25 protein-coding genes are annotated in these 21602 nt (G+C 61.5%); 22 read left to right on the top strand and 3 right to left on the bottom strand.

The annotated features are described in order from the left end of the window. The first annotated feature begins 19 nt into the window (after positions 1-19). The 20 genes from ATH90_RS21750 (at position 20) to ATH90_RS21655 (ending at position 17792) form a co-directional block, all read left to right on the top strand. Positions 20-550 (top strand): YceD family protein, encoded by a 531-nt coding sequence (locus tag ATH90_RS21750; RefSeq protein ID WP_034108362.1) that lies wholly within the window; start codon positions 20-22, stop codon positions 548-550. A 13-nt stretch (positions 551-563) separates the two neighbouring features. After that, positions 564-746 carry a 50S ribosomal protein L32 gene (rpmF, locus tag ATH90_RS21745; protein WP_003179396.1) on the top strand — a complete coding sequence of 61 codons (183 nt, stop codon included), beginning with the start codon at positions 564-566 and terminating at the stop codon, positions 744-746. 4 nt (positions 747-750) lie between these two features. Beyond that, positions 751-1761, top strand: a complete 1011-nt coding sequence (gene plsX / locus ATH90_RS21740; RefSeq protein ID WP_098467237.1) for a phosphate acyltransferase PlsX — start codon at positions 751-753, stop codon at positions 1759-1761. A 126-nt stretch (positions 1762-1887) separates the two neighbouring features. Beyond that, positions 1888-2832 carry an ACP S-malonyltransferase gene (fabD, locus tag ATH90_RS21735; protein WP_034108358.1) on the top strand — a complete coding sequence of 315 codons (945 nt, stop codon included), beginning with the start codon at positions 1888-1890 and terminating at the stop codon, positions 2830-2832. Between the two features lie 30 nt (positions 2833-2862). Next, a complete protein-coding gene (gene fabG / locus ATH90_RS21730) occupies positions 2863-3606 on the top strand; it encodes a 3-oxoacyl-ACP reductase FabG (RefSeq protein ID WP_034108356.1) in 744 nt (247 codons plus the stop codon). Positions 3607-3797: 191 nt separating this feature from the next. Continuing rightward, positions 3798-4034, top strand: coding sequence for an acyl carrier protein (gene acpP, locus ATH90_RS21725; protein WP_003175607.1), 237 nt, complete (start codon positions 3798-3800; stop codon positions 4032-4034). A 128-nt stretch (positions 4035-4162) separates the two neighbouring features. Continuing rightward, complete coding sequence (fabF, locus tag ATH90_RS21720; RefSeq protein WP_034108354.1) at positions 4163-5407, top strand: beta-ketoacyl-ACP synthase II; 1245 nt, start codon at positions 4163-4165, stop codon at positions 5405-5407. Beyond that, positions 5407-6222: an aminodeoxychorismate lyase gene (gene pabC / locus ATH90_RS21715; RefSeq protein WP_098467236.1), complete on the top strand. Its 816-nt coding sequence runs from the start codon at positions 5407-5409 to the stop codon at positions 6220-6222. Before fabF ends, pabC begins: the two co-directional genes overlap by 1 nt. 1 nt (position 6223) lies before the next feature. Continuing rightward, positions 6224-7369 carry an endolytic transglycosylase MltG gene (gene mltG, locus ATH90_RS21710; RefSeq protein ID WP_034108350.1) on the top strand — a complete coding sequence of 382 codons (1146 nt, stop codon included), beginning with the start codon at positions 6224-6226 and terminating at the stop codon, positions 7367-7369. Between the two features lie 19 nt (positions 7370-7388). Continuing rightward, positions 7389-8021, top strand: a complete 633-nt coding sequence (gene tmk, locus ATH90_RS21705; RefSeq protein WP_098467235.1) for a dTMP kinase — start codon at positions 7389-7391, stop codon at positions 8019-8021. Beyond that, positions 8014-9003 carry a DNA polymerase III subunit delta' gene (locus tag ATH90_RS21700; RefSeq protein WP_098467234.1) on the top strand — a complete coding sequence of 330 codons (990 nt, stop codon included), beginning with the start codon at positions 8014-8016 and terminating at the stop codon, positions 9001-9003. The genes tmk and ATH90_RS21700 overlap by 8 nt, the downstream gene beginning before the upstream one ends. Positions 9004-9066: 63 nt before the next feature. After that, positions 9067-9897, top strand: coding sequence for a TatD family hydrolase (locus ATH90_RS21695; RefSeq protein ID WP_052211137.1), 831 nt, complete (start codon positions 9067-9069; stop codon positions 9895-9897). A 475-nt stretch (positions 9898-10372) separates the two neighbouring features. Further along, the gene (locus tag ATH90_RS21690; protein ID WP_069078071.1) at positions 10373-11041 is read left to right on the top strand and encodes a TetR/AcrR family transcriptional regulator; all 669 of its coding nucleotides are present in this window, start codon (positions 10373-10375) and stop codon (positions 11039-11041) included. A 115-nt stretch (positions 11042-11156) separates the two neighbouring features. Then, a complete protein-coding gene (locus ATH90_RS21685; protein ID WP_098467233.1) occupies positions 11157-12125 on the top strand; it encodes a GTP 3',8-cyclase MoaA in 969 nt (322 codons plus the stop codon). Between the two features lie 143 nt (positions 12126-12268). Beyond that, on the top strand, positions 12269-12874 hold the full coding sequence (locus ATH90_RS21680) for a DUF4823 domain-containing protein (RefSeq protein WP_034108340.1): 606 nt from the start codon (positions 12269-12271) through the stop codon (positions 12872-12874). Positions 12875-12890: 16 nt separating this feature from the next. Then, positions 12891-13451 carry a DUF1285 domain-containing protein gene (locus ATH90_RS21675; RefSeq protein ID WP_034108337.1) on the top strand — a complete coding sequence of 187 codons (561 nt, stop codon included), beginning with the start codon at positions 12891-12893 and terminating at the stop codon, positions 13449-13451. Positions 13452-13521: 70 nt separating this feature from the next. After that, positions 13522-14235: a GntR family transcriptional regulator gene (locus ATH90_RS21670; protein ID WP_034108335.1), complete on the top strand. Its 714-nt coding sequence runs from the start codon at positions 13522-13524 to the stop codon at positions 14233-14235. Then, positions 14232-15233 carry an ADP-ribosylglycohydrolase family protein gene (locus ATH90_RS21665; RefSeq protein WP_098467232.1) on the top strand — a complete coding sequence of 334 codons (1002 nt, stop codon included), beginning with the start codon at positions 14232-14234 and terminating at the stop codon, positions 15231-15233. Before ATH90_RS21670 ends, ATH90_RS21665 begins: the two co-directional genes overlap by 4 nt. A gap of 182 nt (positions 15234-15415) precedes the next feature. Next, entirely contained in the window at positions 15416-16882 is a 1467-nt protein-coding gene (locus ATH90_RS21660) for a purine-cytosine permease family protein (protein ID WP_025854160.1), read from the top strand. After that, on the top strand, positions 16875-17792 hold the full coding sequence (locus ATH90_RS21655; protein ID WP_069078068.1) for a PfkB family carbohydrate kinase: 918 nt from the start codon (positions 16875-16877) through the stop codon (positions 17790-17792). The genes ATH90_RS21660 and ATH90_RS21655 overlap by 8 nt, the downstream gene beginning before the upstream one ends. Positions 17793-17911: 119 nt before the next feature. Here the strand turns inward: ATH90_RS21655 and ATH90_RS21650 are convergent, their stop codons facing one another. Genes ATH90_RS21650 through ATH90_RS21640 form a run of 3 tightly spaced genes read right to left on the bottom strand, consistent with a single transcriptional unit; the run spans position 17912 to position 19844 of the window. Further along, positions 17912-18178, bottom strand: a complete 267-nt coding sequence (locus ATH90_RS21650) for a hypothetical protein (RefSeq protein ID WP_034108328.1) — start codon at positions 18176-18178, stop codon at positions 17912-17914. A 51-nt stretch (positions 18179-18229) separates the two neighbouring features. After that, positions 18230-18562 (bottom strand): hypothetical protein, encoded by a 333-nt coding sequence (locus ATH90_RS21645; protein ID WP_034108326.1) that lies wholly within the window; start codon positions 18560-18562, stop codon positions 18230-18232. A gap of 34 nt (positions 18563-18596) precedes the next feature. Beyond that, complete coding sequence (locus ATH90_RS21640) at positions 18597-19844, bottom strand: MFS transporter (protein ID WP_098467231.1); 1248 nt, start codon at positions 19842-19844, stop codon at positions 18597-18599. 194 nt (positions 19845-20038) lie between these two features. Between ATH90_RS21640 and ATH90_RS21635 the strand changes: the two genes are divergently transcribed. Further along, positions 20039-20518 carry a GNAT family N-acetyltransferase gene (locus ATH90_RS21635; RefSeq protein WP_069078065.1) on the top strand — a complete coding sequence of 160 codons (480 nt, stop codon included), beginning with the start codon at positions 20039-20041 and terminating at the stop codon, positions 20516-20518. A 235-nt stretch (positions 20519-20753) separates the two neighbouring features. Then, entirely contained in the window at positions 20754-21575 is an 822-nt protein-coding gene (locus ATH90_RS21630; protein ID WP_034108320.1) for an SDR family oxidoreductase, read from the top strand. The last annotated feature ends 27 nt before the right edge of the window (positions 21576-21602 follow it).

Here is a 21602-nt window from a genome sequence, read left to right as displayed (position 1 = left end):
TCCCTATAATGCTGCGCCTATGTTGAATGACCCGATTCCACCTCACGTTGACCCGCGCAAATTGGCTGATCGTGGCACCTCCCTTCAAGGTGAGTTGCTGCTGGCCAATTTGGAGAGACTCTGCGACCCGCTTTCCGACACTGTCGGTACGGTGCAGGCCAAATTCGTTTTTGAACGAGATGAACGTAAATCTGTGGTTATTCACAGCTTTATCGACACCGAAGTCAAAATGGTTTGCCAGCGTTGTCTTGAGCTGGTCACCCTGCCGATTCACAGCGAGTGCAGTTATGCTGTGGTGAAGGAGGGTGCGAATACCCAGTCGTTGCCGAAAGGTTATGACGTGCTGGAACTGGGCGAAGATCCTTTGGATCTGCATGCACTGATCGAGGAGGAGCTTCTGCTCGCCTTGCCCATTGTGCCTGCTCATCATCCGGAAGAATGCCAGCAGCCGGCGGGCCTCGATGACGAGCCCGAACCGAGCGAGGACGAGGTAACGCGGTCCAACCCGTTCAGTGTATTGGCGCAGTTAAAGCGTGACCCAAACGTTTAGGAGTTAATCAATTATGGCTGTTCAGCAGAACAAAAAATCCCGCTCCGCCCGTGACATGCGCCGTTCGCACGACGCTCTCGAGGCTAGCACCCTGTCCGTAGAAAAGACCACCGGTGAAGTTCACCTGCGTCACCACGTATCGCCAGAAGGCGTATACCGTGGCCGTAAAGTGATCGACAAGGGCGCTGACGAGTAATCACTTGTCTGCTCTAGTCATCGCGATAGACGCAATGGGCGGGGACTTCGGTCCCCGCAGCATTGTTCAGGCTTGCATTGCCAGCCTGTCAGCAACGCCCTCGCTGCACCTGACCCTCGTCGGTCAACCCTCCTTACTTGAAGACCTGATTGCCAGCCATCCGGCGGTGGATCGCGCGCGCCTGACGATTACGCCGGCCAGCGAAACCATCAGCATGGATGACAAGCCGGCGACGGCCCTGCGTGGCAAACCCGACTCTTCGATGCGTGTGGCCCTGGAGCTGCTGCGTGATGGAAAGGTGCAGGCGTGTGTCAGTGCCGGCAATACCGGGGCACTGATGGCGTTGTCGCGGTTTGTGCTCAAGACGCTGCCCGGCATTGACCGGCCTGCGATGGTGGCGGCGATTCCGACGCAAAAAGGCTATTGCCAGTTGCTGGACCTGGGCGCGAACGTCGATTGCAGCGCCGAGCATCTGTTCCAGTTCGCCGTAATGGGCTCGGTGGCCGCCGAAGCGCTTGGCGTGGCTCGCCCACGTGTGGCCTTGTTGAACATCGGCACCGAAGACATCAAGGGCAACCAGCAGGTCAAGCTCGCCGCCACATTGCTGCAAGGCGCGCGGGGCCTTAACTACATCGGCTTTGTCGAGGGCGACGGCGTGTATCGCGGCGAGGCGGACGTGGTGGTGTGCGACGGGTTTGTCGGCAACATCCTGCTCAAATCCAGCGAAGGCCTGGCAACCATGATCGCCACGCGTATCGACGCGTTGTTCAAGCGGAACCTGGCATCGCGCCTGGTCGGTGCCCTGGCGCTGCCGCTGATGCGTCGCTTGCAGGCTGACCTGGCCCCGGCGCGCCATAATGGCGCGAGCTTTCTGGGGTTGCAGGGCATTGTGGTGAAAAGCCATGGGTCGGCAGGCGTGGAGGGCTTCCAAAGCGCAATTGCGCGGGCCGTGATCGAGATCCAGGAGAACCTGCCGCAACGCTTGCGCGGCCGTCTTGAGGACCTGTTGCCTTAGGCGAATCGGCTCGGGAGTGCTTAAATGTGACCGGCCAGTTCAATTGACCATCCAATCTGTCAGTTTCGTGCGCTCCCACCGTAGGAGTGCGCGTTTTTGACGACCAGATCATTAGGGGCTTGTTACATGTCTACATCCCTCGCATTCGTCTTTCCAGGGCAGGGTTCGCAGTCCCTCGGCATGTTGGCCGAGCTGGGCGCGCAATACCCGTTGATCCTGGACACCTTCAAGGAAGCTTCCGACGCCCTGGGTTATGACCTGTGGGCACTGACCCAGCAGGGGCCGGAAGAGCAACTCAACCAAACCGATAAAACCCAGCCGGCCATCCTGACCGCTTCGATCGCCCTGTGGCGCTTGTGGCTGGCAGAAGGCGGCGCGCGCCCGGCGTTCGTCGCCGGTCACAGCCTTGGCGAATACAGCGCCCTGGTGGCGGCGGGTAGCCTGACCCTCGGTGAAGCGGTCAAGCTGGTCGAGCGTCGTGGCCAACTGATGCAAGAGGCCGTTCCGGCCGGTCAGGGCGGCATGGCCGCGATCCTGGGCCTGGACGATGCCGTCGTGATCGAAGCCTGTGCCGAAGCGGCCCAGGGCGAAGTCGTCAGCGCAGTGAACTTCAACTCCCCTGGCCAGGTGGTGATCGCCGGTGCCAAGGCTGCCGTTGAGCGTGCCATCGAGGGTTGCAAGGCCCGTGGCGCCAAGCGCGCCTTGCCGTTGCCGGTGAGCGTGCCGTCGCACTGCGAGCTGATGCGCCCGGCTGCCGAGCGTTTTGCCGAGTCCATCGCCGCCGTCAACTGGCAGGCGCCGCAGATCCCGCTGGTGCAAAACGTCAGTGCCGCCGTGGCTGCCGACCTCGACACCCTCAAGCGCGACCTGCTGGAACAGCTGTACAAGCCGGTACGCTGGGTTGAGTCGGTCCAGACCCTGGCGGCCAATGGCGCCACCGAGCTGGTCGAGTGCGGTCCGGGCAAAGTCCTGGCCGGCCTGAACAAACGCTGCGCCGACGGTGTGTCCACCGCTAACCTCAATACGCCGGATGCCTTCGCTGCTGCGCGCAGCGCTGGCCTGAGCTCTTGATCCTGACCCCCGAACTAAGGAGAAGCCTGCATGAGTCTGCAAGGTAAAGTTGCACTGGTCACCGGCGCAAGCCGTGGCATTGGCCAGGCCATCGCCCTGGAACTGGGCCGTCAGGGCGCCATTGTGATCGGCACCGCCACGTCCGCCTCGGGCGCCGAGCGGATCGCCGCGACCCTGAAGGAAAACGGCGTGCAAGGCACCGGCCTTGAGCTGAACGTGACCAGCGATGAGTCCGTGGCTGCCGTACTGGCCGAGATTACCGCACAGTTCGGCGCGCCGGCGATTCTGGTCAATAACGCCGGTATCACCCGCGACAACCTGATGATGCGCATGAAAGACGACGAGTGGTACGACGTGGTCGACACCAACTTGAACAGTCTGTTTCGCCTGTCCAAGGGCGTTTTGCGTGGCATGACCAAGGCGCGTTGGGGCCGAATTATCAATATTGGCTCCGTAGTGGGTGCCATGGGCAACGCAGGCCAAGTAAACTACGCCTCCGCCAAGGCCGGTCTGGAAGGTTTCAGCCGTGCATTGGCACGTGAGGTCGGTTCGCGATCCATTACGGTCAACTCGGTGGCCCCAGGGTTCATCGACACCGATATGACCCGCGAACTGCCGGAAGCACAGCGTGAAGCGTTGCTGACGCAGATTCCGCTGGGCCGTCTGGGCCAGGCTCAAGAGATCGCGAATGTGGTCACTTTCCTGGCATCCGACGGTGCGGCATACGTGACTGGGGCTACAATCCCGGTGAACGGCGGGATGTACATGAGTTAAATTGTGACGGATCGCTTCAAAAAAATGTCATACGAGCTGTCTAAAATCCGTTATAAAGCTGCAACTTAATTTATAGGCAGGTGGCCGACCGGGTACAGGGTGAAGCTTTCAGTTGAAAAGCTGAAATGGCTTTCTATACACTTACCCACTGGCCAGCTGCCTGAATTTGTCCATTAGGAGTTAAACAAGGTATGAGCACCATCGAAGAGCGCGTCAAGAAAATCGTCGCCGAGCAACTGGGCGTTAAGGAAGAAGAAGTGGTCAACACTGCTTCCTTCGTAGAAGACCTGGGTGCCGATTCCCTTGACACCGTTGAGCTGGTGATGGCTCTGGAAGAGGAATTCGAGACCGAAATCCCGGACGAAGAAGCTGAAAAAATCACTACTGTTCAAGCTGCTATCGACTACGTTACTAGCCACCAGGCGTAATAGTTTGTAGTCGTCGCTTGCTGTCAGGGAAAAACCGCACTGCTGTAACGGCGTGCGGTTTTTTCTTTAGCCCTGATGAAAAGTACGCGCTGAAGCAAAAGTGTCGTCATTAGAAAAAGGAGAGTGCTGTGTCGCGTAGACGCGTCGTAGTCACCGGTATGGGTATGTTGTCGCCACTGGGCACGGATGTGCCAAGCAGTTGGCAGGGCATTCTGGCTGGCCACAGTGGTATTGGTCTGATTGAACACACGGACCTTTCTGCCTATTCCACCCGTTTTGGCGGCTCGGTAAAGGGTTTCAATGTCGAGGAATATCTCTCGGTCAAAGAATCCCGCAAACTCGACCTGTTCATTCAATACGGCCTGGCAGCCGGTTTTCAGGCAGTGCGTAACGCTGGCCTGGAAGTCACCGACGCCAACCGTGACCGCATCGGCGTGGCCATGGGTTCGGGTATTGGCGGTTTGACCAATATCGAAGAAACCAGCCGCACGTTGCACGATTCCGGCCCCCGTCGAATTTCACCGTTCTTCGTGCCCGGCTCGATCATCAATATGATTTCCGGTTTCCTGTCCATCCACCTGGGCGCACAGGGACCTAACTACGCCATCGCCACGGCGTGCACCACTGGCACGCACTGCATCGGCATGGCGGCGCGCAACATCGCCTATGACGAAGCCGACGTGATGATCGCCGGCGGTGCCGAAATGGCGGCCTGCGGCCTGGGCATGGGCGGCTTCGGCGCGTCCCGCGCGCTGTCGACCCGCAACGACGAACCGACCCGTGCCAGCCGTCCGTGGGACAAAGGCCGTGACGGTTTCGTCCTGTCCGACGGTGCCGGTGCCTTGGTGCTGGAAGAGTTGGAGCACGCCAAGGCGCGTGGTGCGACTATCTACGCCGAGCTGATCGGTTTTGGCATGAGCGGCGACGCCTACCACATGACCTCGCCACCGTCCGACGGTGCCGGCGCTGCGCGTTGCATCACCAACGCCCTGCGCGATGCCAAGGTCAATCCGGACCAGGTGCAGTACATCAACGCCCATGGCACGTCGACCCCGACGGGCGACCTGGCAGAGGCCGAAGCCATCAAGTCGGTATTCGGCGAGCACGCCTACAAGCTGGCGGTCAGCTCCACCAAGTCCATGACCGGCCACTTGCTGGGCGCGGCGGGTGCGGTCGAAGCGATCTTCAGCGTCATGGCCATCAAGGATCAGGTCGCTCCGCCGACCATCAACCTGGATGAGCCGGATGAAGGCTGCGACCTGAACTTCGTGCCGCACGAAGCGCAGCCCATGCCGATCGACGTGGTGATCTCCAACTCGTTCGGTTTTGGTGGCACCAACGGTTCCCTGGTGTTCCGCCGGTTCGCGGAGTGATGCACAGCTGGGTCGACGGTCAGCCAGAGGACAACGTGCCCCTGAAAGATCGCGGCCTGGCGTATGGCGATGGGCTGTTCGAGACCATTGCCGCCAGGGCCGGGCAGCCCGTGCTGCTCGATCGCCACCTGCAACGCCTCGATGAGGGGTGCAGGCGGCTCGCCTTGGCTGCGGATCACGTATTGATCCGCAGCGAAGTGCTGGCTTATGCCGCCGCCCTCGGCGACGGTGTCCTCAAATTGATCCTGACCCGTGGCGACAGCCTGCGTGGTTATGGCATCAACCCTGGCGCGCCGGTGCGCCGCATTCTGCAGGGCAGTCCGCCCGCCACCTATCCCCACGCCCATGGAACCGACGGCATCCGCCTGTTTCCCTGTGCCACTCGCTTGGCCGAGCAGCCAGTGCTGGCCGGTCTCAAGCACCTCAATCGCCTGGAACAGGTGATCGCCCGTGCCGAATGGCAAGACGCTGAGCATGCCGAAGGCTTGATGCTGGACATGTCCGGTCGTGTCATCGAAGGGGTGTTCAGCAACGTTTTCCTGGTGTGCAACGGCTTGTTACTAACCGCTGATCTGACGCGTTGCGGGGTCGCCGGGGTGATGCGCGCTGAGATTCTGGCCCAGGCACACGCCCTGGGCATCCCGGTGGCCGTGGCCGACATCGGTCTTGAGCAGTTGCGGCAAGCCGACGAAGTCTTTGTGTGCAACAGCGTTTATGGCATTTGGCCGGTGCGCGGGTACGCTGCGATGAGCTGGTCGGTTGGGCCGCTCACCCGTAAACTGCAGGGCATTGTTCGCGCGCTATTGGAAATTTGAGTTGATACGAAAACTGGTTGTACTGCTGCTGATTGGTCTGTTCTCGGCGGCTTTGCTGTTGGGCTATTCGGCCTGGAAGTTCGACGCTGCCTTGAAGCAGCCCTTGAACCTGGCCCAGGAACAATTGCTCGACGTACCGGCAGGGGCGACCCCTACCGGCACTTTCAATCGCCTGGAAGCCGATGGTGTGCTTGAAGGCGCCTTCTGGCTGCGGCTGTACTGGCGCTTCAACCTCGACGGTCAGCCATTGCACAGCGGTGAATACCGCATGACGCCTGGCATGACGGCGCAGGGCCTGATCGGCCTGTGGCAGCGTGGCGAAGTGGTTCAGTACAGCCTGACCCTGGTCGAAGGCTGGAACTTCCGCCAGGTGCGCGCAGCCCTCGCCAAGCATGAAAAGATCGTGCAGACCCTGTCGGGCCTCAGTGACAGCGACGTCATGGACAAGCTCGGTCATCCCGGCGTATTTCCCGAAGGGCGATTCTTTCCCGATACCTACCGCTTCGTGCGTGGCATGACCGACGTCGAGTTCCTGAAAAAAGCCTACAACCGCCTGGACGATGTACTCGCCCAGGAGTGGAGCAAGCGCGCTGCCGATGCGCCGTACACCGACCCTTATCAAGCGCTGATCATGGCCTCCCTGGTGGAGAAGGAGACCGGCGTGCCTGAGGAGCGTGGGCAGATCGCCGGCGTATTCGTGCGGCGCCTGAAGGTCGGCATGCTGTTGCAGACTGACCCGACGGTGATCTACGGCCTGGGCGAGCGCTACAACGGCAAGTTGACCCGCGCCCACCTCAAGGAAGCCAACCCCTACAACACCTACATGGTCGCCGGCTTGCCGCCGACGCCCATCGCCATGGTCGGCCGCGAGGCCATCCATGCCGCGCTGAACCCGGTACCGGGCAGCAGCCTCTATTTTGTCGCGCGGGGCGACGGCAGCCATATTTTCTCCGATGACCTGGATGCGCATAATGCCGCCGTGCGTGAGTTCCAGCTCAAGCGTCGCGCCGATTACCGCTCCAGCCCGGCACCGGTGGTGAAGCCTGCGGGAGATGCCGCGCCACCTGCCGATGGGCCTTCGCAAGCGCCGGTTGAAAAACCGGCCGAACCTGCGCCGGACGCCGCCGCGCCGCAAAGCCCGCAATAATTCTGACTAAGGACTGCCTGTGACTGGCTTGTTTATTACCCTGGAAGGCCCCGAAGGCGCCGGCAAAAGCACCAACCGCGATTACCTGGCCGAGCGCCTGCGCACCGAAGGCATCGAAGTGGTGTTGACCCGCGAGCCCGGCGGCACGCCGCTGGCCGAGCGTATCCGCGAGGTGCTGCTGGCGCCGGGTGAAGAACAGATGGACCCGGACACCGAACTGCTGCTGGTGTTCGCCGCGCGTGCCCAGCATTTGGCCGAGGTGATTCGCCCGGCCCTGGCGCGCGGTGCCGTGGTGATCTGCGACCGGTTCACCGACTCCACCTATGCCTACCAGGGCGGTGGTCGGGGCCTGTCCCTGGAGCGCATCGCTACCCTGGAAACCTTCGTGCAAGGCGACCTGCGCCCTGACCTGACCCTGGTGTTCGACCTGCCGGTGGAAGTGGGCCTGGCCCGCGCCAGTGCCCGTGGTCGCCTGGACCGTTTTGAGCTCGAAGGCCAGGCCTTCTTCGACGCAGTGCGTACCGCATTCCTCAAGCGCGCCGCTGCCGAGCCTGCTCGTTATCACCTGCTGGACGCGGCCCAGCCGCTGGCCCGTGTGCAGCAAGCCATCGATGCCCTGTTGCCAACACTGCTGGAGCGCGCCCGTGGCTGAAGCCTACCCCTGGCAGGACAGCCTGTGGCAACAACTGGCCGGCCGCGCCCAGCACGCCCACGCCTACCTGTTGCATGGGCCGGTGGGGATCGGTAAGCGTGACCTGGCCGAGCGACTCATGGCCAGCTTGCTGTGCCAGCGTCCGGTTAACCTGGAAGCCTGCGGCGAGTGCAAGTCTTGCCTGTTGCTCAAGGCCGGCAGCCATCCGGATAACTACCTGCTGGAGCCCGAAGAAGCCGACAAGGCGATCAAGGTCGACCAGGTGCGTGACCTCGTCAGCTTCGTGGTGCAAACCGCGCAGATGGGCGGGCGCAAGGTTGTACTGATCGAGCCGGTGGAAGCGATGAACATCAATGCCGCCAACGCCTTGCTCAAGAGCCTGGAAGAGCCGTCCGGCGATACCGTGTTGCTGCTGGTGAGCCACCAGTCCAGCCGGCTGCTGCCGACCATCCGCAGCCGCTGCGTGCAGCAGGCGTGTCCGCTGCCGAGCGAGGCCATGAGCCTTGAGTGGCTGGCGCGGGCGTTGCCGGAGTGCACCCAGGACGAGCGCGTTGAACTGCTGACCCTGGCAGCCGGCTCGCCGTTGGCTGCGGTGAAGCTGCAAGCCCAGGGTGTGCGTGAGCAACGCGCGCTGGTGGTGGACGGCGTGAAGAAATTGATCAAGCAGGAAGTGTCCGCCACCCAACTGGCAGAAACTGCCTGGAAGGACATTCCCTTGCTGTTGCTGTTCGACTGGTTCTGCGACTGGTCGAGCCTGATCCTGCGCTATCAGCTGACCCAGGACGAAAACGGCCTGGGCCTGCCGGATATGCGCAAGGTCGTGCAATACCTGGCGCAAAAAAGTGCCCAGGACAAGGTGCTCACGATCCAGGACTGGATCCTCGCCCAGCGCCAGAAGGTGCTCGGCAAGGCCAACCTCAACCGCGTCCTGCTGCTTGAAGCGCTGCTGGTGCAGTGGGTCGGTTTGCTCGGCCGCCGTTAATTTCCGTGGTCGACGGGTGTATCGTCGGCCAGACACTTTTCGTGACTGAAGTTGTAGATACCTATGCTTGTAGATTCCCATTGCCACCTTGATCGCCTCGACCTGGCCCAGCACGGCGGTTCCCTTGACGCTGCACTCGAAGCCGCACGCCAGCGTGGGGTAGGGCACTTCCTGTGCATCGGCGTCAGCGCCGAAAACGCTGCCGACGTCAAGGCTCTGGCCGAGCGTTATGCCGATGTGGATTGCTCGGTGGGTATCCATCCGCTGGACCTCAAGCCCGGTGAAGCCCCGGCCCTTGACTGGCTGCTGGGCGAACTCAATCACCCACGTGTGGTGGCCATTGGTGAGACCGGCCTGGATTACCACTACGAGCCCGAGGCTGCCGAGTTGCAGCAGGCCTCCTTCCGCCTGCACCTGCAGGCCGCCCAGCAGACCGGCAAGCCGGTGATCGTCCACACCCGTGGCGCGCGCGCCGACACCTTGACGCTGCTGCGTGAAGCTGCACTGCCGCAGGCCGGTGTGTTGCACTGCTTCACCGAGGACTGGGACATGGCCAAGGCAGCCCTGGACCTGGGCTTCTACATTTCCCTATCGGGCATTGTCACCTTCCGCAATGCCGACGCCCTGCGTGACGTCGCGCGCCAAGTGCCGGCCGACCGCCTGCTGGTGGAAACCGACTCGCCGTACCTGGCGCCCATTCCTCATCGCGGCAAGCCAAACCTGCCCGAGTATGTGCGTGATGTGGCGGATTACCTGGCGATGCTGCGCGGTGAGTCCTGCGAGCGCTTTGCCGAGCAGACCACCGAGAACTTCAAGCGCCTGTTCCCATTGGCTCATGTGGGAGCGGGCCTGCTCGCGAAGGGCGTTGACGATGCCGCGGGTCATGCGGTTTAGCGCGTCGTCCGTGAGCTCTTCGCGAGCGCAGTGAAGAAATCGCAGGCAAAAAAAACCCGGGTTCTGGGGGGTGAATCCGGGCTAAGACCATTAGGAGTAAAACAAGGGCACACGGTCCGTTGGTACCCAGGTCGGCGCTTCACTTGGGGGAGATGTCACGCCGACAGTTCAAGTATTGATCAGTATCCGATTCAGTCCAGTCGCGACTGGTCGTTTTTTAAACAGATTTGGAATACGCGCGCTTCGCTTGAGTTCTCATCAGGCAGGTGCACGGGTGCAGTTGTTGCGTATTATTTCTGACTGATACCCACCAAAACGTTGGCGTATTGAAAGTAAAGTGCGTGATGGGGTCACATAGACATTGCCCAACGACCGTTCAGTCGGGATAATCCCTCGCATCGGGTAAATCGTATCGCCACGTATCCGTGGCCGTGCGCAACCCTCCCTAATATCGACCTCTGCAGACCTCTTCCTCATGCACAAAGAACCCCGTAAGGTCCGTGAGTTTCGCCGCCGTGAGCAGGAAATTCTCGACACCGCACTCAAGCTGTTCCTTGAACAAGGTGAAGACAGCGTCACCGTCGAGATGATTGCGGATGCCGTGGGTATCGGCAAAGGCACGATCTACAAGCACTTCAAGTCCAAGGCCGAGATCTACCTGCGCCTGATGCTCGACTACGAGCGCGACTTGAACGAGCTGTTGCATTCGGCTGACGTCGACAAGGACAAGGAAGCCTTGTCCCGCGCCTACTTCGAGTTCCGCATGCGTGACCCGCAGCGTTACCGCTTGTTCGATCGCCTGGAAGAGAAGGTGGTCAAGGGCCACCAAGTGCCGGAGATGGTCGAGGAGCTGCACAAGATCCGCGCCTCGAACTTCGAACGCCTGACCCTGCTGATCAAGGGCCGCATCAGTGAAGGCAAGCTTGAAGATGTGCCGCCTTATTTCCACTACTGCGCTGCCTGGGCCTTGGTGCACGGCGCCGTGGCGTTGTACCACTCGCCGTTCTGGAGCAATGTGCTGGAAGATCAGGAAGGTTTCTTCCAGTTCCTGATGGACATCGGCGTGCGCATGGGCAACAAGCGCAAGCACAGCAGCGAGCCAGCAGCACCTGACGCAGCGCCGGCGCAAACCCCGGCCACGTAATGATTTGCTGCCACGCGTAGTACCCCAGGAATATACTCAGGCATGGACTCTTGCTAAAAGCTGATTTTTCAGTCAGCTTTTAGCGCGCCCGAACCATCCTCTGCCGGAGTGATCCATGATCGTTGATCGTCAAGGCAGGCGTTTTCGCAATTTGCGGATCAGCCTGACCTCAGCCTGCAATTACGCGTGTACCTACTGCGTGCCTAACGGCAAGCGGCTGGTGGCTGCCCAGGACGAACTCTCGGCCGAGGCCATGGCCCGTGGCGTGGCTTACCTGATTGAAGCGGCAGGCATAGAGCGTCTGCGCATTACCGGCGGTGAGCCACTGGTCAGTCCCAAGCTGGAAGCCTTCATGGGCGCGGTGGGTGGCATGGGCCTCAGTGATATCAGCTTGACCACTAACGGCCAGTTGCTGGCACGTAAGCTGCCACTGTTGGTGGATGCTGGGATCAAGCGCATCAACGTCTCCCTCGATACCCTGGATGCGGACGCTTTCCGCGGCATCGCCCGTGGCGGTGACCTGGCCACTGTGCTCGACGGCATGGACCAGGCTCGCGCTGCCGGGATGAAGATCAAGGTCAACATGGTGCCGTTGCGCGGGCAGAACCTCGACCAGGTCATGCCGCTGCTCGACTATTGCCTGGAGCGTGGCTATGAGCTGCGCTTCATCGAGCTGATGCGCATGGGCCACCTGGCCAAGGACTCCAATGCGTTCCTGCAGCAATTTGTCAGCCTGCAGCAACTGCTCGGGCTGATCGGCGAGCAGTATGAATACCTGCAAGCCAATGCCCCCGTGGACGCCACGGCCGTGCGCTACGAAGTGCCGGGCAAGGGCTTCTTTGGTGTGATCGCCAACGAAAGCGTGCCGTTCTGCCGTACCTGTTCGCGGTTGCGGCTGTCGTCCACGGGGTGGTTGCATGGCTGCCTGTCGTCGAGTAACCGTCACTACGTCGGTGACCTGCTGGACAAGCCGCGCCATCAAGCATTGCCAGCGCTGCAGGGCCTGTTGATGAAAGCGCTGGGCGACAAACAGGAAGTCGCCTTCTCTGGCGGCGCCACCATCATGAAGATCATTGGCGGCTGACGCGATTTCCGAACTCAACATAATTCCCTGTGGGAGCGAGCAAGCCCGCTCCCACATTTGTTTTGCGTCGTCGCTGAATGGCCTGGATTCTGCATCTCACGCCCATTCGCCGGTTTTCCGTCACCGGCTTCTGGAGGATTAGGATGCGTAGTCTGGTTTTGTTGCTGGCGTCGTTGACGCTGAGTGGTTGCATGACCGTCAGCGATATGGCCGAAGGCACCCGTTATCAGATGAGTGATGCCGGTTTGCTGGACCACAGCGATACCCGCCGTACCGCCTCGATTCGCGTTCAGCCGGACTCCTTTATCTTTATCGCCCAGGGCGCCTTCGTTCCACCGGGCAGCGCTTACCCGCGACCGAACGTGGTGGCCGAAGAAGCCTTCAATGGCTTTGTCGAATATTTCCCCATGGTGCGCCGCGCCCGTCAGCCGGAAGGTCTGGAGCAGGCAATGGCTGAAGCCCGTGCGGCGGGTGCTCACTACCTGCTGTACTGCCGCTTCGCCAAGGCCGATGACCGCATCGGCAACGCGGATGAGTGGGCCGATCAGGAAGCCCTGGACCGCGTCGGGCTGGACAGCGGTGTCATCCAGATCATGTTGATCGAGACCAGCACCCAGTATTTGATTGATACTGCACGTATTCGCAGTCGTGGCGGTTTACTGACGTTCCACGACAACAAGCCAGAAGACCTGATTGCCCGCCCGCTGGCGCAGTATGCTCGCGGCCTGCTGGGGATGAGTGATCAGTAAGCACCAGGAGAACCTCATGACCGATTCCGCCAAGGCCAACGATCTGCTGGCCCAACTGCCCAAAGGCAAGGGACCGGCCCCGGTGCACCTGTGGAACCCGGACTTCTGCGGCAACATCGACATGCGTATTGCCCGCGATGGTACGTGGTTCTACCAGGGCACGCCGATCGGGCGTAAGCCGATGGTCAAGTTGTTCTCCAACATCATTCGCCGCGATGGCGATGATTACTTCCTGGTCACTCCCGTGGAAAAGGTGGGTATCACCGTCGATGATGCGCCGTTCGTGGCGGTTACCCTGGAAGTCGAAGGGCAGGGTGAAGCTCAGGTGCTGCGCTTTACCACCAATGTCGATGAGCAGGTCGAGGCGGGCCTCGAACACCCGTTGCGGGTGGTGATCGACCCCGTCACCCAGGAACCTGCGCCTTATCTGCGTGTGCGCACCAATCTCGAAGCCCTGGTGCATCGCAACGCGTTCTACCAATTGGTGGAGCTGGCGGTAAGCCGTCCGATCAATGGTCAGAACTGGCTGGGCGTCTGGAGTGGTGGAGCGTTTTTCCCCATTGGCCTGGAACCCTGAGGCCGGTTTTTTCATCTCCCTGAAATAATTCGCTTGCTGTCAACGGGCACTTTCGGTTATCAATTTGTACATGATTAGACATGTTCGATTTGATAAGAAAAAACGCGTCGTCGACGAGCTCATCCGCCGTATCGAGGGTGGGGTGATGGCCGACGGTTTCCTGCTGCCGGGCGAGCACCAACTGGCCGAAGAGTTCGCGGTCAGCCGAGGCACCCTGCGCGAAGCCCTCGCCGAACTCAAGCGACGCAATTACATCGCGACCCAGAGCGGCGTCGGCTCCATCGTCACCTTTGACGGCATGGTGCTCGACCAGCACAGCGGTTGGGCCCAGGCCCTGGCTGACACGGGCGCCCGTGTGAGCACCGACATCCTGCGCCTGGAAGCCGTCACCCGCCCGGACCTGTTCAGCCGTTTCGGCAGCGACCAATTCATCGCCCTCGACCGCCGTCGTCGTACCAGCGACGGCACCGCCGTTTCGCTGGAGCGCTCGCTGATGCCAGCCTCCGGAGGCCTGGAAAGCCTGCCGAGCGTGGGCCTGATCGATAACTCCCTGACGATCACCTTGGCCGCCTACGGTTATGTCGGTGCCGAAGGTGATCAATGGATCGGCGCGGAACCTCTCAGCGATGAAGACGCCGAGCTGCTCGGCCGGCCCGCAGGCACAGTGTTTCTGAAGGCATCGCGTACCACCTATGACCGTCGCGAGCGTTTCATGGAGCATGTCGAAAGCCTGCTCGACCCTCTGCACTTTCGTCTGCACCTCCAGTTTGGAAACTCGAAATGACCCCGCACAATCGCGCCCTCGGTGCGTTCTACGGCCTGGCATTGGGCGATGCCCTGGGCATGCCCACCCAGTCACTGAGCCGTGAGCAAGTCCGCGCGCGTTTCGGTGCCATCACTGGCCTGGAAGATGCCGGCGCCGACCAGCCAATCGCGCCGAACATGCCTGCCGGCTCCATCACCGATGACACCGAGCAGGCCATCCTGGTCGGTGAGTTGCTGGTGGAAGGCCAAGGCAAAATCGAACCCACGGTCCTGGCCCAGCGCCTGATCGACTGGGAAGCAGTGATGCGCGCCAAGGGCTCGCAGGATTTGCTTGGGCCTTCCACCAAGCGTGCGATCGACATGATCCTCGCCGGCCACACGCCGGAAGAGTCCGGCCGCTATGGCACCACCAACGGCGCAGCGATGCGCATCACCCCGGTGGGGATTGCCGCCGATGTCAGCGACCCGGTGCAGTTTATCCAGGCGGTGATCCAGGCCTGCCAGGTGACCCATAACACCACCCTGGGCATTTCCAGTGCCGCGGCGGTGGCGGCGGTCGTGTCGGCGGGTATCAACGGCGTGGACCTGGGCGAAGCGTTGAACATCGGCACTCAGGTTGCCCAGCAAGCGGAAGGGCACGGCCACTGGATTGCTGGCGGGCGCATTTCCACCCGCATCAGTTGGGCGCGGACCTTGAGCGTCGGCAGCGGCGACAAGACGCTGTTCGCCGACCTGTTATACGAATTGATCGGCACCTCCGTCGCTTCTCAGGAGTCGGTGGTGGTGTCGTTTGCCCTGGCCCAGCAAGTGGCGGTGGGCGAGATGGATGCCTTCGAGGCGCTGTGCCTGGCGGCCAGCCTTGGCGGTGACACCGACACCATCGCGGCGATGCTGGGCGCCATGCTCGGTGCGTGCCTGGGCATGCAGTGCTGGCCCGAAGCGCTGATCGAACAGGTCAAGCAGGTCAATGGCCTGGACTTGCAGCCGCTGGTCCAAGGGCTGCTCACGATTCGATAAGCGCCGCCTGCACCCATGTGGGAGCGGGCTTGTTCGAAGGCGGTGTGTACGGTTATGCATCGGTGGGCGGGTCTACGCAACCAAGCCCGCTCCCGCATGCGATAGCGTCGAGTCAGGATGACCGGTTAACGATTTGATTCTCTGCCACAACCACAACAATACAGGCACTTGGAGCACCCCTCATGAGCACGACTTCTTCCGGCCAGAGCGCCGGGCAATTGGAAACACGCGGCATCGAACCGGTTCCTGAAGGCGAGTGCAACGGTCACCCGCTGCAACTGTTCTGGGTGTGGTTCGCGGCCAATATCAGCATCCTCGGCTTGCCGCTCGGGGCGACACTGGTCGCGTTTCGCGGCCTGGCGATCTGGCAGGCGATCATCGTCGCGATCCTCGGCGCCGCCGGCTCCTTCGCCGTGGTGGGCATTATTTCCATCGCGGGTCGCCGTGGGCGTGCGCCCAGCCTGACCCTGTCCCGCGCCATCTTTGGCGTGCGCGGCAATATCGGGCCGACGTTGGTGTCGCTGATGTCACGCCTAGGCTGGGAAACCGTCAACACCACCACCGCTGCGTTCGTGCTGCTGTCGTTGTGCTCGATCCTGTTCGGGTCTCCTGTCGAGGCGAAAAGCGCCCCGGTGCTCACCCTGATCTTCATCGCCATCTTTGTGCTGCTGACCTTGTCGGTATCCGGCCTGGGCCACGCCACCTTGCTGGTGATCCAGAAGTGGGCCACCTATGTGTTCGGCGCCTTGAATATCCTGGTCGGCGGCTTCCTCTGCGCCACCATTGATTGGAGTGCCGTATTCAACGCCACGCCGGCACCGCTCAGCGCGATGATCATCGGCATCGGTACCATGGCGGCCGGTACCGGTATCGGCTGGGCCAACGCCGGTGCCGACATGTCGCGCTACCAGCACCGCAGCGTCAAGGCTGTGCGCCTGGTGGCATCCGCCGCGTTTGGTGCGGGCATTCCCCTGGTGTTGCTGATCACCCTTGGCGGCCTGCTGTCGGTGGGTAACAACGACCTGGCCTCGGCCACTGACCCGATCGTCGCGATACGCGACATGCTGCCGACCTGGATGGCGGTGCCGTACCTGATCACCGCGTTCGGCGGGCTGCTGTTGTCCAACAACCTCTCGGTGTATTCGGCGGGCCTCACCACCCTGACCCTCGGCCTGAAGGTCAAGCGCGTGCATGCGGTGATCGTCGACATCGTTGCGATCTTCGCCGGCTCGATTTACTTCATGCTGATCGCCGACAGTTTCTACGGCCCATTCATCACGTTCATCTCGCTGCTGGCGGTACCGATTACCGCATGGGTCGGCATCTTCGTGGTCGACCTGATCCATCGTCACTACTACAGCCCCAAGGACCTGCTGGACGTGAGCCCAAGCAGCGCCTACTGGTATCGCGGCGGTGTGGAGTGGCGTGCGTTCGGCGCCTGGGCCGTGGCGATCGTGCTGGGCTTCAGCTTCACCACCATCGGCACCACCGCCGAAAACATTTGGTTCGCCGGGCCTTTGTCCGACTCGTGGCTGGGCCACAACGGCCTGGGCTGGATCGTCACCTTCCTGGTGGCCGGCGGGATTTATGCGGTACTGGGCGGCGCAGCTGACCGCCGCCCGGCTTTAGTAGAGAGCCCTAATGTCTAGATTGCTGCACACCGGCCAGGTCATCGTCGACCTGGTCATGGCCCTCGATACCTTGCCCGCAACCGGCGGTGACGTGCTGGCGAAATCAGCCAGCTTTGAAGCCGGCGGTGGCTTCAATGTCATGGCCGCCGCTCGGCGTAATGGGCTGCCAGTGGTCTACCTGGGGCGTCACGGCAACGGGCGTTTTGGCGACCTGGCCCGAGCGGCGATGCAGGCCGAGGGTATTGAAATGGCCCTGGCGACCAGTGAAGGCAAGGACACCGGTTTGTGCGTGTCACTGACCGAAGCCACCACCGAACGCACCTTCATTTCCCACATCGGCGCCGAGGGGGAACTGAGTGCCGAGGACTTGGCCAAGGTTGAACCGCAGGCTGACGACTATGTGTATGTCAGCGGCTACAGCCTGTTGCTGGAGGGCAAGGCACAACCGCTGATCGACTGGTTGCTGGCGCTGCCACGGGAGATCGTGGTGGTGTTCGATCCAGGTCCGCTGGTGAAGGCGCCGGACTCGGCCTTGATGTGCGCGTTGTTACCGCGCATCGATATCTGGACCAGCAACGGCCCCGAAGCCCTGGCATTTACCGGCGCAGCGGATATCGCTGCCGCGTTGCCAGCGCTGAGCGAACACCTGCCTGCGCAGACGCTGCTGGTGGTTCGCGACGGGCCGAATGGCTGCTGGGTAGGGCGAGCGAATGCCGTTGAGCACGTGGCCGGCTTCAAGGTGCGGGCGGTTGACAGCAACGGCGCGGGGGACGCGCATGCGGGGGTATTCATAGCGGGCTTGGCCAGAGGCTTGAAGCCTGCTGAAGCGGCGCGCCGTGCGAATGGGGCGGCAGCTTTGGCGGTGACGCGGTGGGGGCCGGCTACGTCACCCGGCACGGCCGAAGTCGATGCCCTGGTGGCTGAATAAACCCGTTCAAGGCTGTGGGAGCGGGCTTGCCCGCGATAGCGGTGGTTCAGTCAAAGATTCAGTGACTGACCCTCCGCCTTCGCGAGCAAGCCCGCTCCCACATGGGTTTTTCGTGAAGGCTACTGGCTGGCCTGGCCGTCCAGCTTGCGCGCCTCATCCACACCAGACGCGGTGAGCTTGATGGGCAAGTTCAACGAATATTCACCGGCGTCGTCGGTGGTCACATGCCCATCCTTGATCAATCCACGGTCCTGCAGGAACGCCAAGACACTGGCGACCTCTTTTTCGCCGCGGTAGTTGTCCAGCACCTCCTTGCCCAGTCCTTGCGGGTGAGCGTGCAGCAGGCGGGTGAGGACTTCTTTTTCAAGGTTTCTATCGACGTTCATGCGTACCTCTTCACTGGGAAATGATCGGGTGTTCATCGTGCGTTCGATGGATTACGGCGCAGGTTGTTTAGGGGCGCCAGGCACGTTCGAGTCATCGCCTTTGTTGATCTTTGGCTCATTGACCCCAGGGCCCATTTTGCCGTTGCCGACGGCAGCAGGCGCCTGGCGCTGTGTGTCATTGCCTTTGGTGCGTGGGTCGGCACTGTTGTCGATGACTGCGCCACCGTTGGTGTCGAGGCCGGTGCCCATGGATTTCTGCGACTCGGTGGTGGCGTCAGGCGTTGGATCGGTGGGGCCGGTGGTCGAGCTGGCGGCAAAGGCGCTCAGCGACGCAGCGGACAACAGGCCGGTGAGGGCGAGGGCAGCAAACTTGGAATTTTTCATGAGGGTGTCTCCATATGATTAATGTCCTTACCCTCTATTGGTCCGCCTGCGTTTGGCGTTCGTGCCTTGATGGCGACGAACGGTCTTGTGTCACCTGTAAGATTTTGTGTGCCAGCGCCCGTCGCCCGATCAGTCGTGCGATGGTGATCAGCCAGTTGAACAGGGCGACCGCTGCCAAGCTCAGCAGCAGTGATGGCAGGCCGTACGCGACGATGATCTTTCCCGCGAGCAGTGGAAACCCGAATACACCGATGAAGTACGCCAGGCTGAACAGCAGCAGCGCCTGGGAGGTCGTGCCGGCCGGTGCTTCATTGGCCACCAGCCCGTTGATCACCGAATAGGTCAGGCCATAACCCACGCCCAGGGTGATGGCGGCGAGCAGGTAGCTGGTGCTGCCCGACACCGTGAAGCCGAACATCAACACCGACACCAGCATCAGCCCCGACAGCACGCACGCGCTGCGATAGGCATCGCGCTTGACGACAAACCCCGCTATCAGCAAACGACTGGTGATCGCGGCGCTCAGGAAACCCACGAAGAACAACGAGTAGTCCAGCGAATGTGCCGCTGCGTAGCTGGTCTGGAAGGATGACAACCCACCAAAGACACACCCACCCAGGCCCACCATCAGGATCGCGAAGGCCGCTTTGGACGACAGCACCTGGCGGGTGGCGACCCAGGAAATTTTGGCTACCGGCGCATTGCCCCGTTGCGTGAGGTGGGCGCCCAGGCGCCAGAACATCACCACTGCGACCAGGCTGGCGATCGCGGCGATGTGGAACGCGGTGGTCAGGGGCCATCCCAGCGCGCTCGCCGCCCGTCCCAGCAAGGGGCCGGAACCGATCCCCGTCATCATGCTGCCCGACAACAGCGCAAAGTATTTCGCCCGTTGCGGCGGCGCCACCAGCATCGCCACGATGATCGGCCCCAACGTGTAGAACACCCCCCAGCCTAGCCCCAGGGCCAGGCCAAACAGCATCAAGCCCTGGCCGAACCCAGGCATCAGTGCAAAGCCCAGGCATGCCACCACCAGCAGCACGCCCATGCCTGCAATCGCCCGCGCTGCGCCCACGGCATCCGATAAATGCCCGGAGACCACCACCGCGACGAAGGTGCTTAGCATGGCCATGGAAATCACGCTGCCCGCATCATGTTCATTGCCACCGCGCGCATGAATCAGCAACGACAGCAGGAAGGTCGAGCCGTACGACAGCGACAACAGAAAACTGGCAACACAGAACAGGGCGAACAGCTGGGTGCTCACCGGCGACTTGGAATGCATGGGAGGGCCTGGCGTCATTGGCGTTATGCCCCACGTTTTACCATGCGCGCCTTTGCCGATTGTTGCGTGGTTGGTGGTGCCAACGTTACCCGCCGACGGAGTAAGGGGGCCAGGACCACGTGCAGCGAAATTGCACTGCAATCAGTCATGAAAGCGCCTTAGTATGTGTGCTTTGAAATTGCCAAGGCTCGCCCATGACCATCGAGATTCGCCCCGCCGTGCCCAGCGATGCTGCGCAGATCCTGACCTTCATTACCGAGCTGGCCGAGTACGAGAAAGCTCGGCATGAAGTGATCGCCAGTGTGGTGGACATCGAGCGCAGCCTGTTCAGTGAGGGGGCCACCGCCCATGGCCTGATCTGCTCGCGCGACGGTATGCCGATTGGTTTTGCGGTGTTCTTTTTCAGCTATTCCACGTGGCTGGGCAGCAACTGCCTGTACCTGGAAGACCTCTACATCAACCCGGAACAACGCGGCGGCGGGGCGGGCAAGAAGTTGTTGCGCCACCTGGCGAAGATTGCTTTCGATAACGGCTGCGGGCGCTTTGAGTGGAGCGTGCTGGACTGGAACGAACCGGCGATCGCTTTCTACAAGTCCATCGGCGCCCAGCCGCAGGAAGAGTGGGTGCGCTATCGCATGGAAGGCGATGCGCTGCGCGACTTCGCGCTCGGCTAGGCCCCCATTGCGTCAAACTGAGGATCAAGTGTGGGAGCGGGCTTGCCCGCGATAGCGGTAGTTCAGTCACAGCTGCGTTGACTGAACCGCCGCTATCGCGGACAGCCCGCTCCCACATTTTTTTTGATTAATGCTCAATATATGGGATGCAAATTTATATATTGAGATATTTCAAATGATGGGTTTATAGTCGGTTGCATCAGCACTCACTACCAAAAATAAAACAGGTGAAGCGATGCAGGCACAACCGTTGTCACTCCCCGCCGTGCCCGAGCCAACCTATGGCGAGCGGTTGAAGAACAAAGTGGTGATCATCACCGGCGCCGCCCAGGGCATTGGCGAAGCCATCGTTGCGTGCTTCCAGGCCCAGCAGGCGCGGCTGGTCATCGCCGACATCCAAGGCGAAAAGGTCGAGCAAGTTGCCGCCCACTGGCGCGAACGCGGTGCCGAGATCTACGCGCAACCCGTCGATATCACCTCCCAGGAGCAATGGCAGGCGTTGGTCAATGTGGCCATCGAGCGCTTTGGCCGCGTGGATGTGCTGATCAACTGCGCAGGGGTGAATGTGTTCCGCGACCCACTGCAGATGACCGACGAAGACTGGCGCCGCTGCTTCGCCATCGACCTCGACGGTGCCTGGTTCGGCTGCCGCACGGTGCTGCCGTACATGATCGAGCAAGGTATCGGCAACATCATCAATATTGCCTCCACCCATTCCAGCCACATCATCCCCGGCTGCTTCCCTTATCCAGTGGCCAAGCACGGCCTGCTCGGCCTTACCCGTGCCCTTGGCATCGAGTACGCGCCCAAGGGCATCCGCGTGAATGCCATCGCGCCGGGCTATATCGAGACCCAGCTCAACGTCGACTACTGGAATGGCTTCCCCGACCCCCACGCCGAGCGCCAACGCGCGTTCGACCTGCACCCGCCCAAGCGCATCGGCCAGCCGGTCGAAGTGGCGATGACGGCACTGTTCCTGGCGACCGACGAGGCGCCTTTTATCAATGCCACCTGCCTGATGATCGATGGCGGGCGGTCGGTGATGTACCACGACTAAAACTTTTCCAATAACAAGAAGAGGTGG

It is taken from the genome of Pseudomonas lurida (assembly GCF_002563895.1).
In the GTDB taxonomy this organism is placed as follows: domain Bacteria; phylum Pseudomonadota; class Gammaproteobacteria; order Pseudomonadales; family Pseudomonadaceae; genus Aquipseudomonas; species Aquipseudomonas lurida.
The sequence above is the reverse complement of the archived record's forward strand: the minus strand, read 5'-3'. Positions and strand labels throughout refer to the sequence as shown.

Bases quoted from the DNA above. Each gene is read 5' to 3' on its own strand.
- ATH90_RS21750 (WP_034108362.1), top strand. From the start codon at position 20: ATGTTGAATGACCCGATTCCACCTCACGTTGACCCGCGCAAATTGGCT.
- rpmF (WP_003179396.1), top strand. From the start codon at position 564: ATGGCTGTTCAGCAGAACAAAAAATCCCGCTCCGCCCGTGACATGCGC.
- fabD (WP_034108358.1), top strand. From the start codon at position 1,888: ATGTCTACATCCCTCGCATTCGTCTTTCCAGGGCAGGGTTCGCAGTCC.
- fabG (WP_034108356.1), top strand. From the start codon at position 2,863: ATGAGTCTGCAAGGTAAAGTTGCACTGGTCACCGGCGCAAGCCGTGGC.
- acpP (WP_003175607.1), top strand. From the start codon at position 3,798: ATGAGCACCATCGAAGAGCGCGTCAAGAAAATCGTCGCCGAGCAACTG.
- pabC (WP_098467236.1), top strand. From the start codon at position 5,407: ATGCACAGCTGGGTCGACGGTCAGCCAGAGGACAACGTGCCCCTGAAA.
- ATH90_RS21695 (WP_052211137.1), top strand. From the start codon at position 9,067: ATGCTTGTAGATTCCCATTGCCACCTTGATCGCCTCGACCTGGCCCAG.
- ATH90_RS21690 (WP_069078071.1), top strand. From the start codon at position 10,373: ATGCACAAAGAACCCCGTAAGGTCCGTGAGTTTCGCCGCCGTGAGCAG.
- ATH90_RS21685 (WP_098467233.1), top strand. From the start codon at position 11,157: ATGATCGTTGATCGTCAAGGCAGGCGTTTTCGCAATTTGCGGATCAGC.
- ATH90_RS21680 (WP_034108340.1), top strand. From the start codon at position 12,269: ATGCGTAGTCTGGTTTTGTTGCTGGCGTCGTTGACGCTGAGTGGTTGC.
- ATH90_RS21675 (WP_034108337.1), top strand. From the start codon at position 12,891: ATGACCGATTCCGCCAAGGCCAACGATCTGCTGGCCCAACTGCCCAAA.
- ATH90_RS21670 (WP_034108335.1), top strand. From the start codon at position 13,522: ATGATTAGACATGTTCGATTTGATAAGAAAAAACGCGTCGTCGACGAG.
- ATH90_RS21665 (WP_098467232.1), top strand. From the start codon at position 14,232: ATGACCCCGCACAATCGCGCCCTCGGTGCGTTCTACGGCCTGGCATTG.
- ATH90_RS21660 (WP_025854160.1), top strand. From the start codon at position 15,416: ATGAGCACGACTTCTTCCGGCCAGAGCGCCGGGCAATTGGAAACACGC.
- ATH90_RS21655 (WP_069078068.1), top strand. From the start codon at position 16,875: ATGTCTAGATTGCTGCACACCGGCCAGGTCATCGTCGACCTGGTCATG.
- ATH90_RS21650 (WP_034108328.1), bottom strand. From the start codon at position 18,178: ATGAACGTCGATAGAAACCTTGAAAAAGAAGTCCTCACCCGCCTGCTG.
- ATH90_RS21645 (WP_034108326.1), bottom strand. From the start codon at position 18,562: ATGAAAAATTCCAAGTTTGCTGCCCTCGCCCTCACCGGCCTGTTGTCC.
- ATH90_RS21640 (WP_098467231.1), bottom strand. From the start codon at position 19,844: ATGCATTCCAAGTCGCCGGTGAGCACCCAGCTGTTCGCCCTGTTCTGT.
- ATH90_RS21635 (WP_069078065.1), top strand. From the start codon at position 20,039: ATGACCATCGAGATTCGCCCCGCCGTGCCCAGCGATGCTGCGCAGATC.
- ATH90_RS21630 (WP_034108320.1), top strand. From the start codon at position 20,754: ATGCAGGCACAACCGTTGTCACTCCCCGCCGTGCCCGAGCCAACCTAT.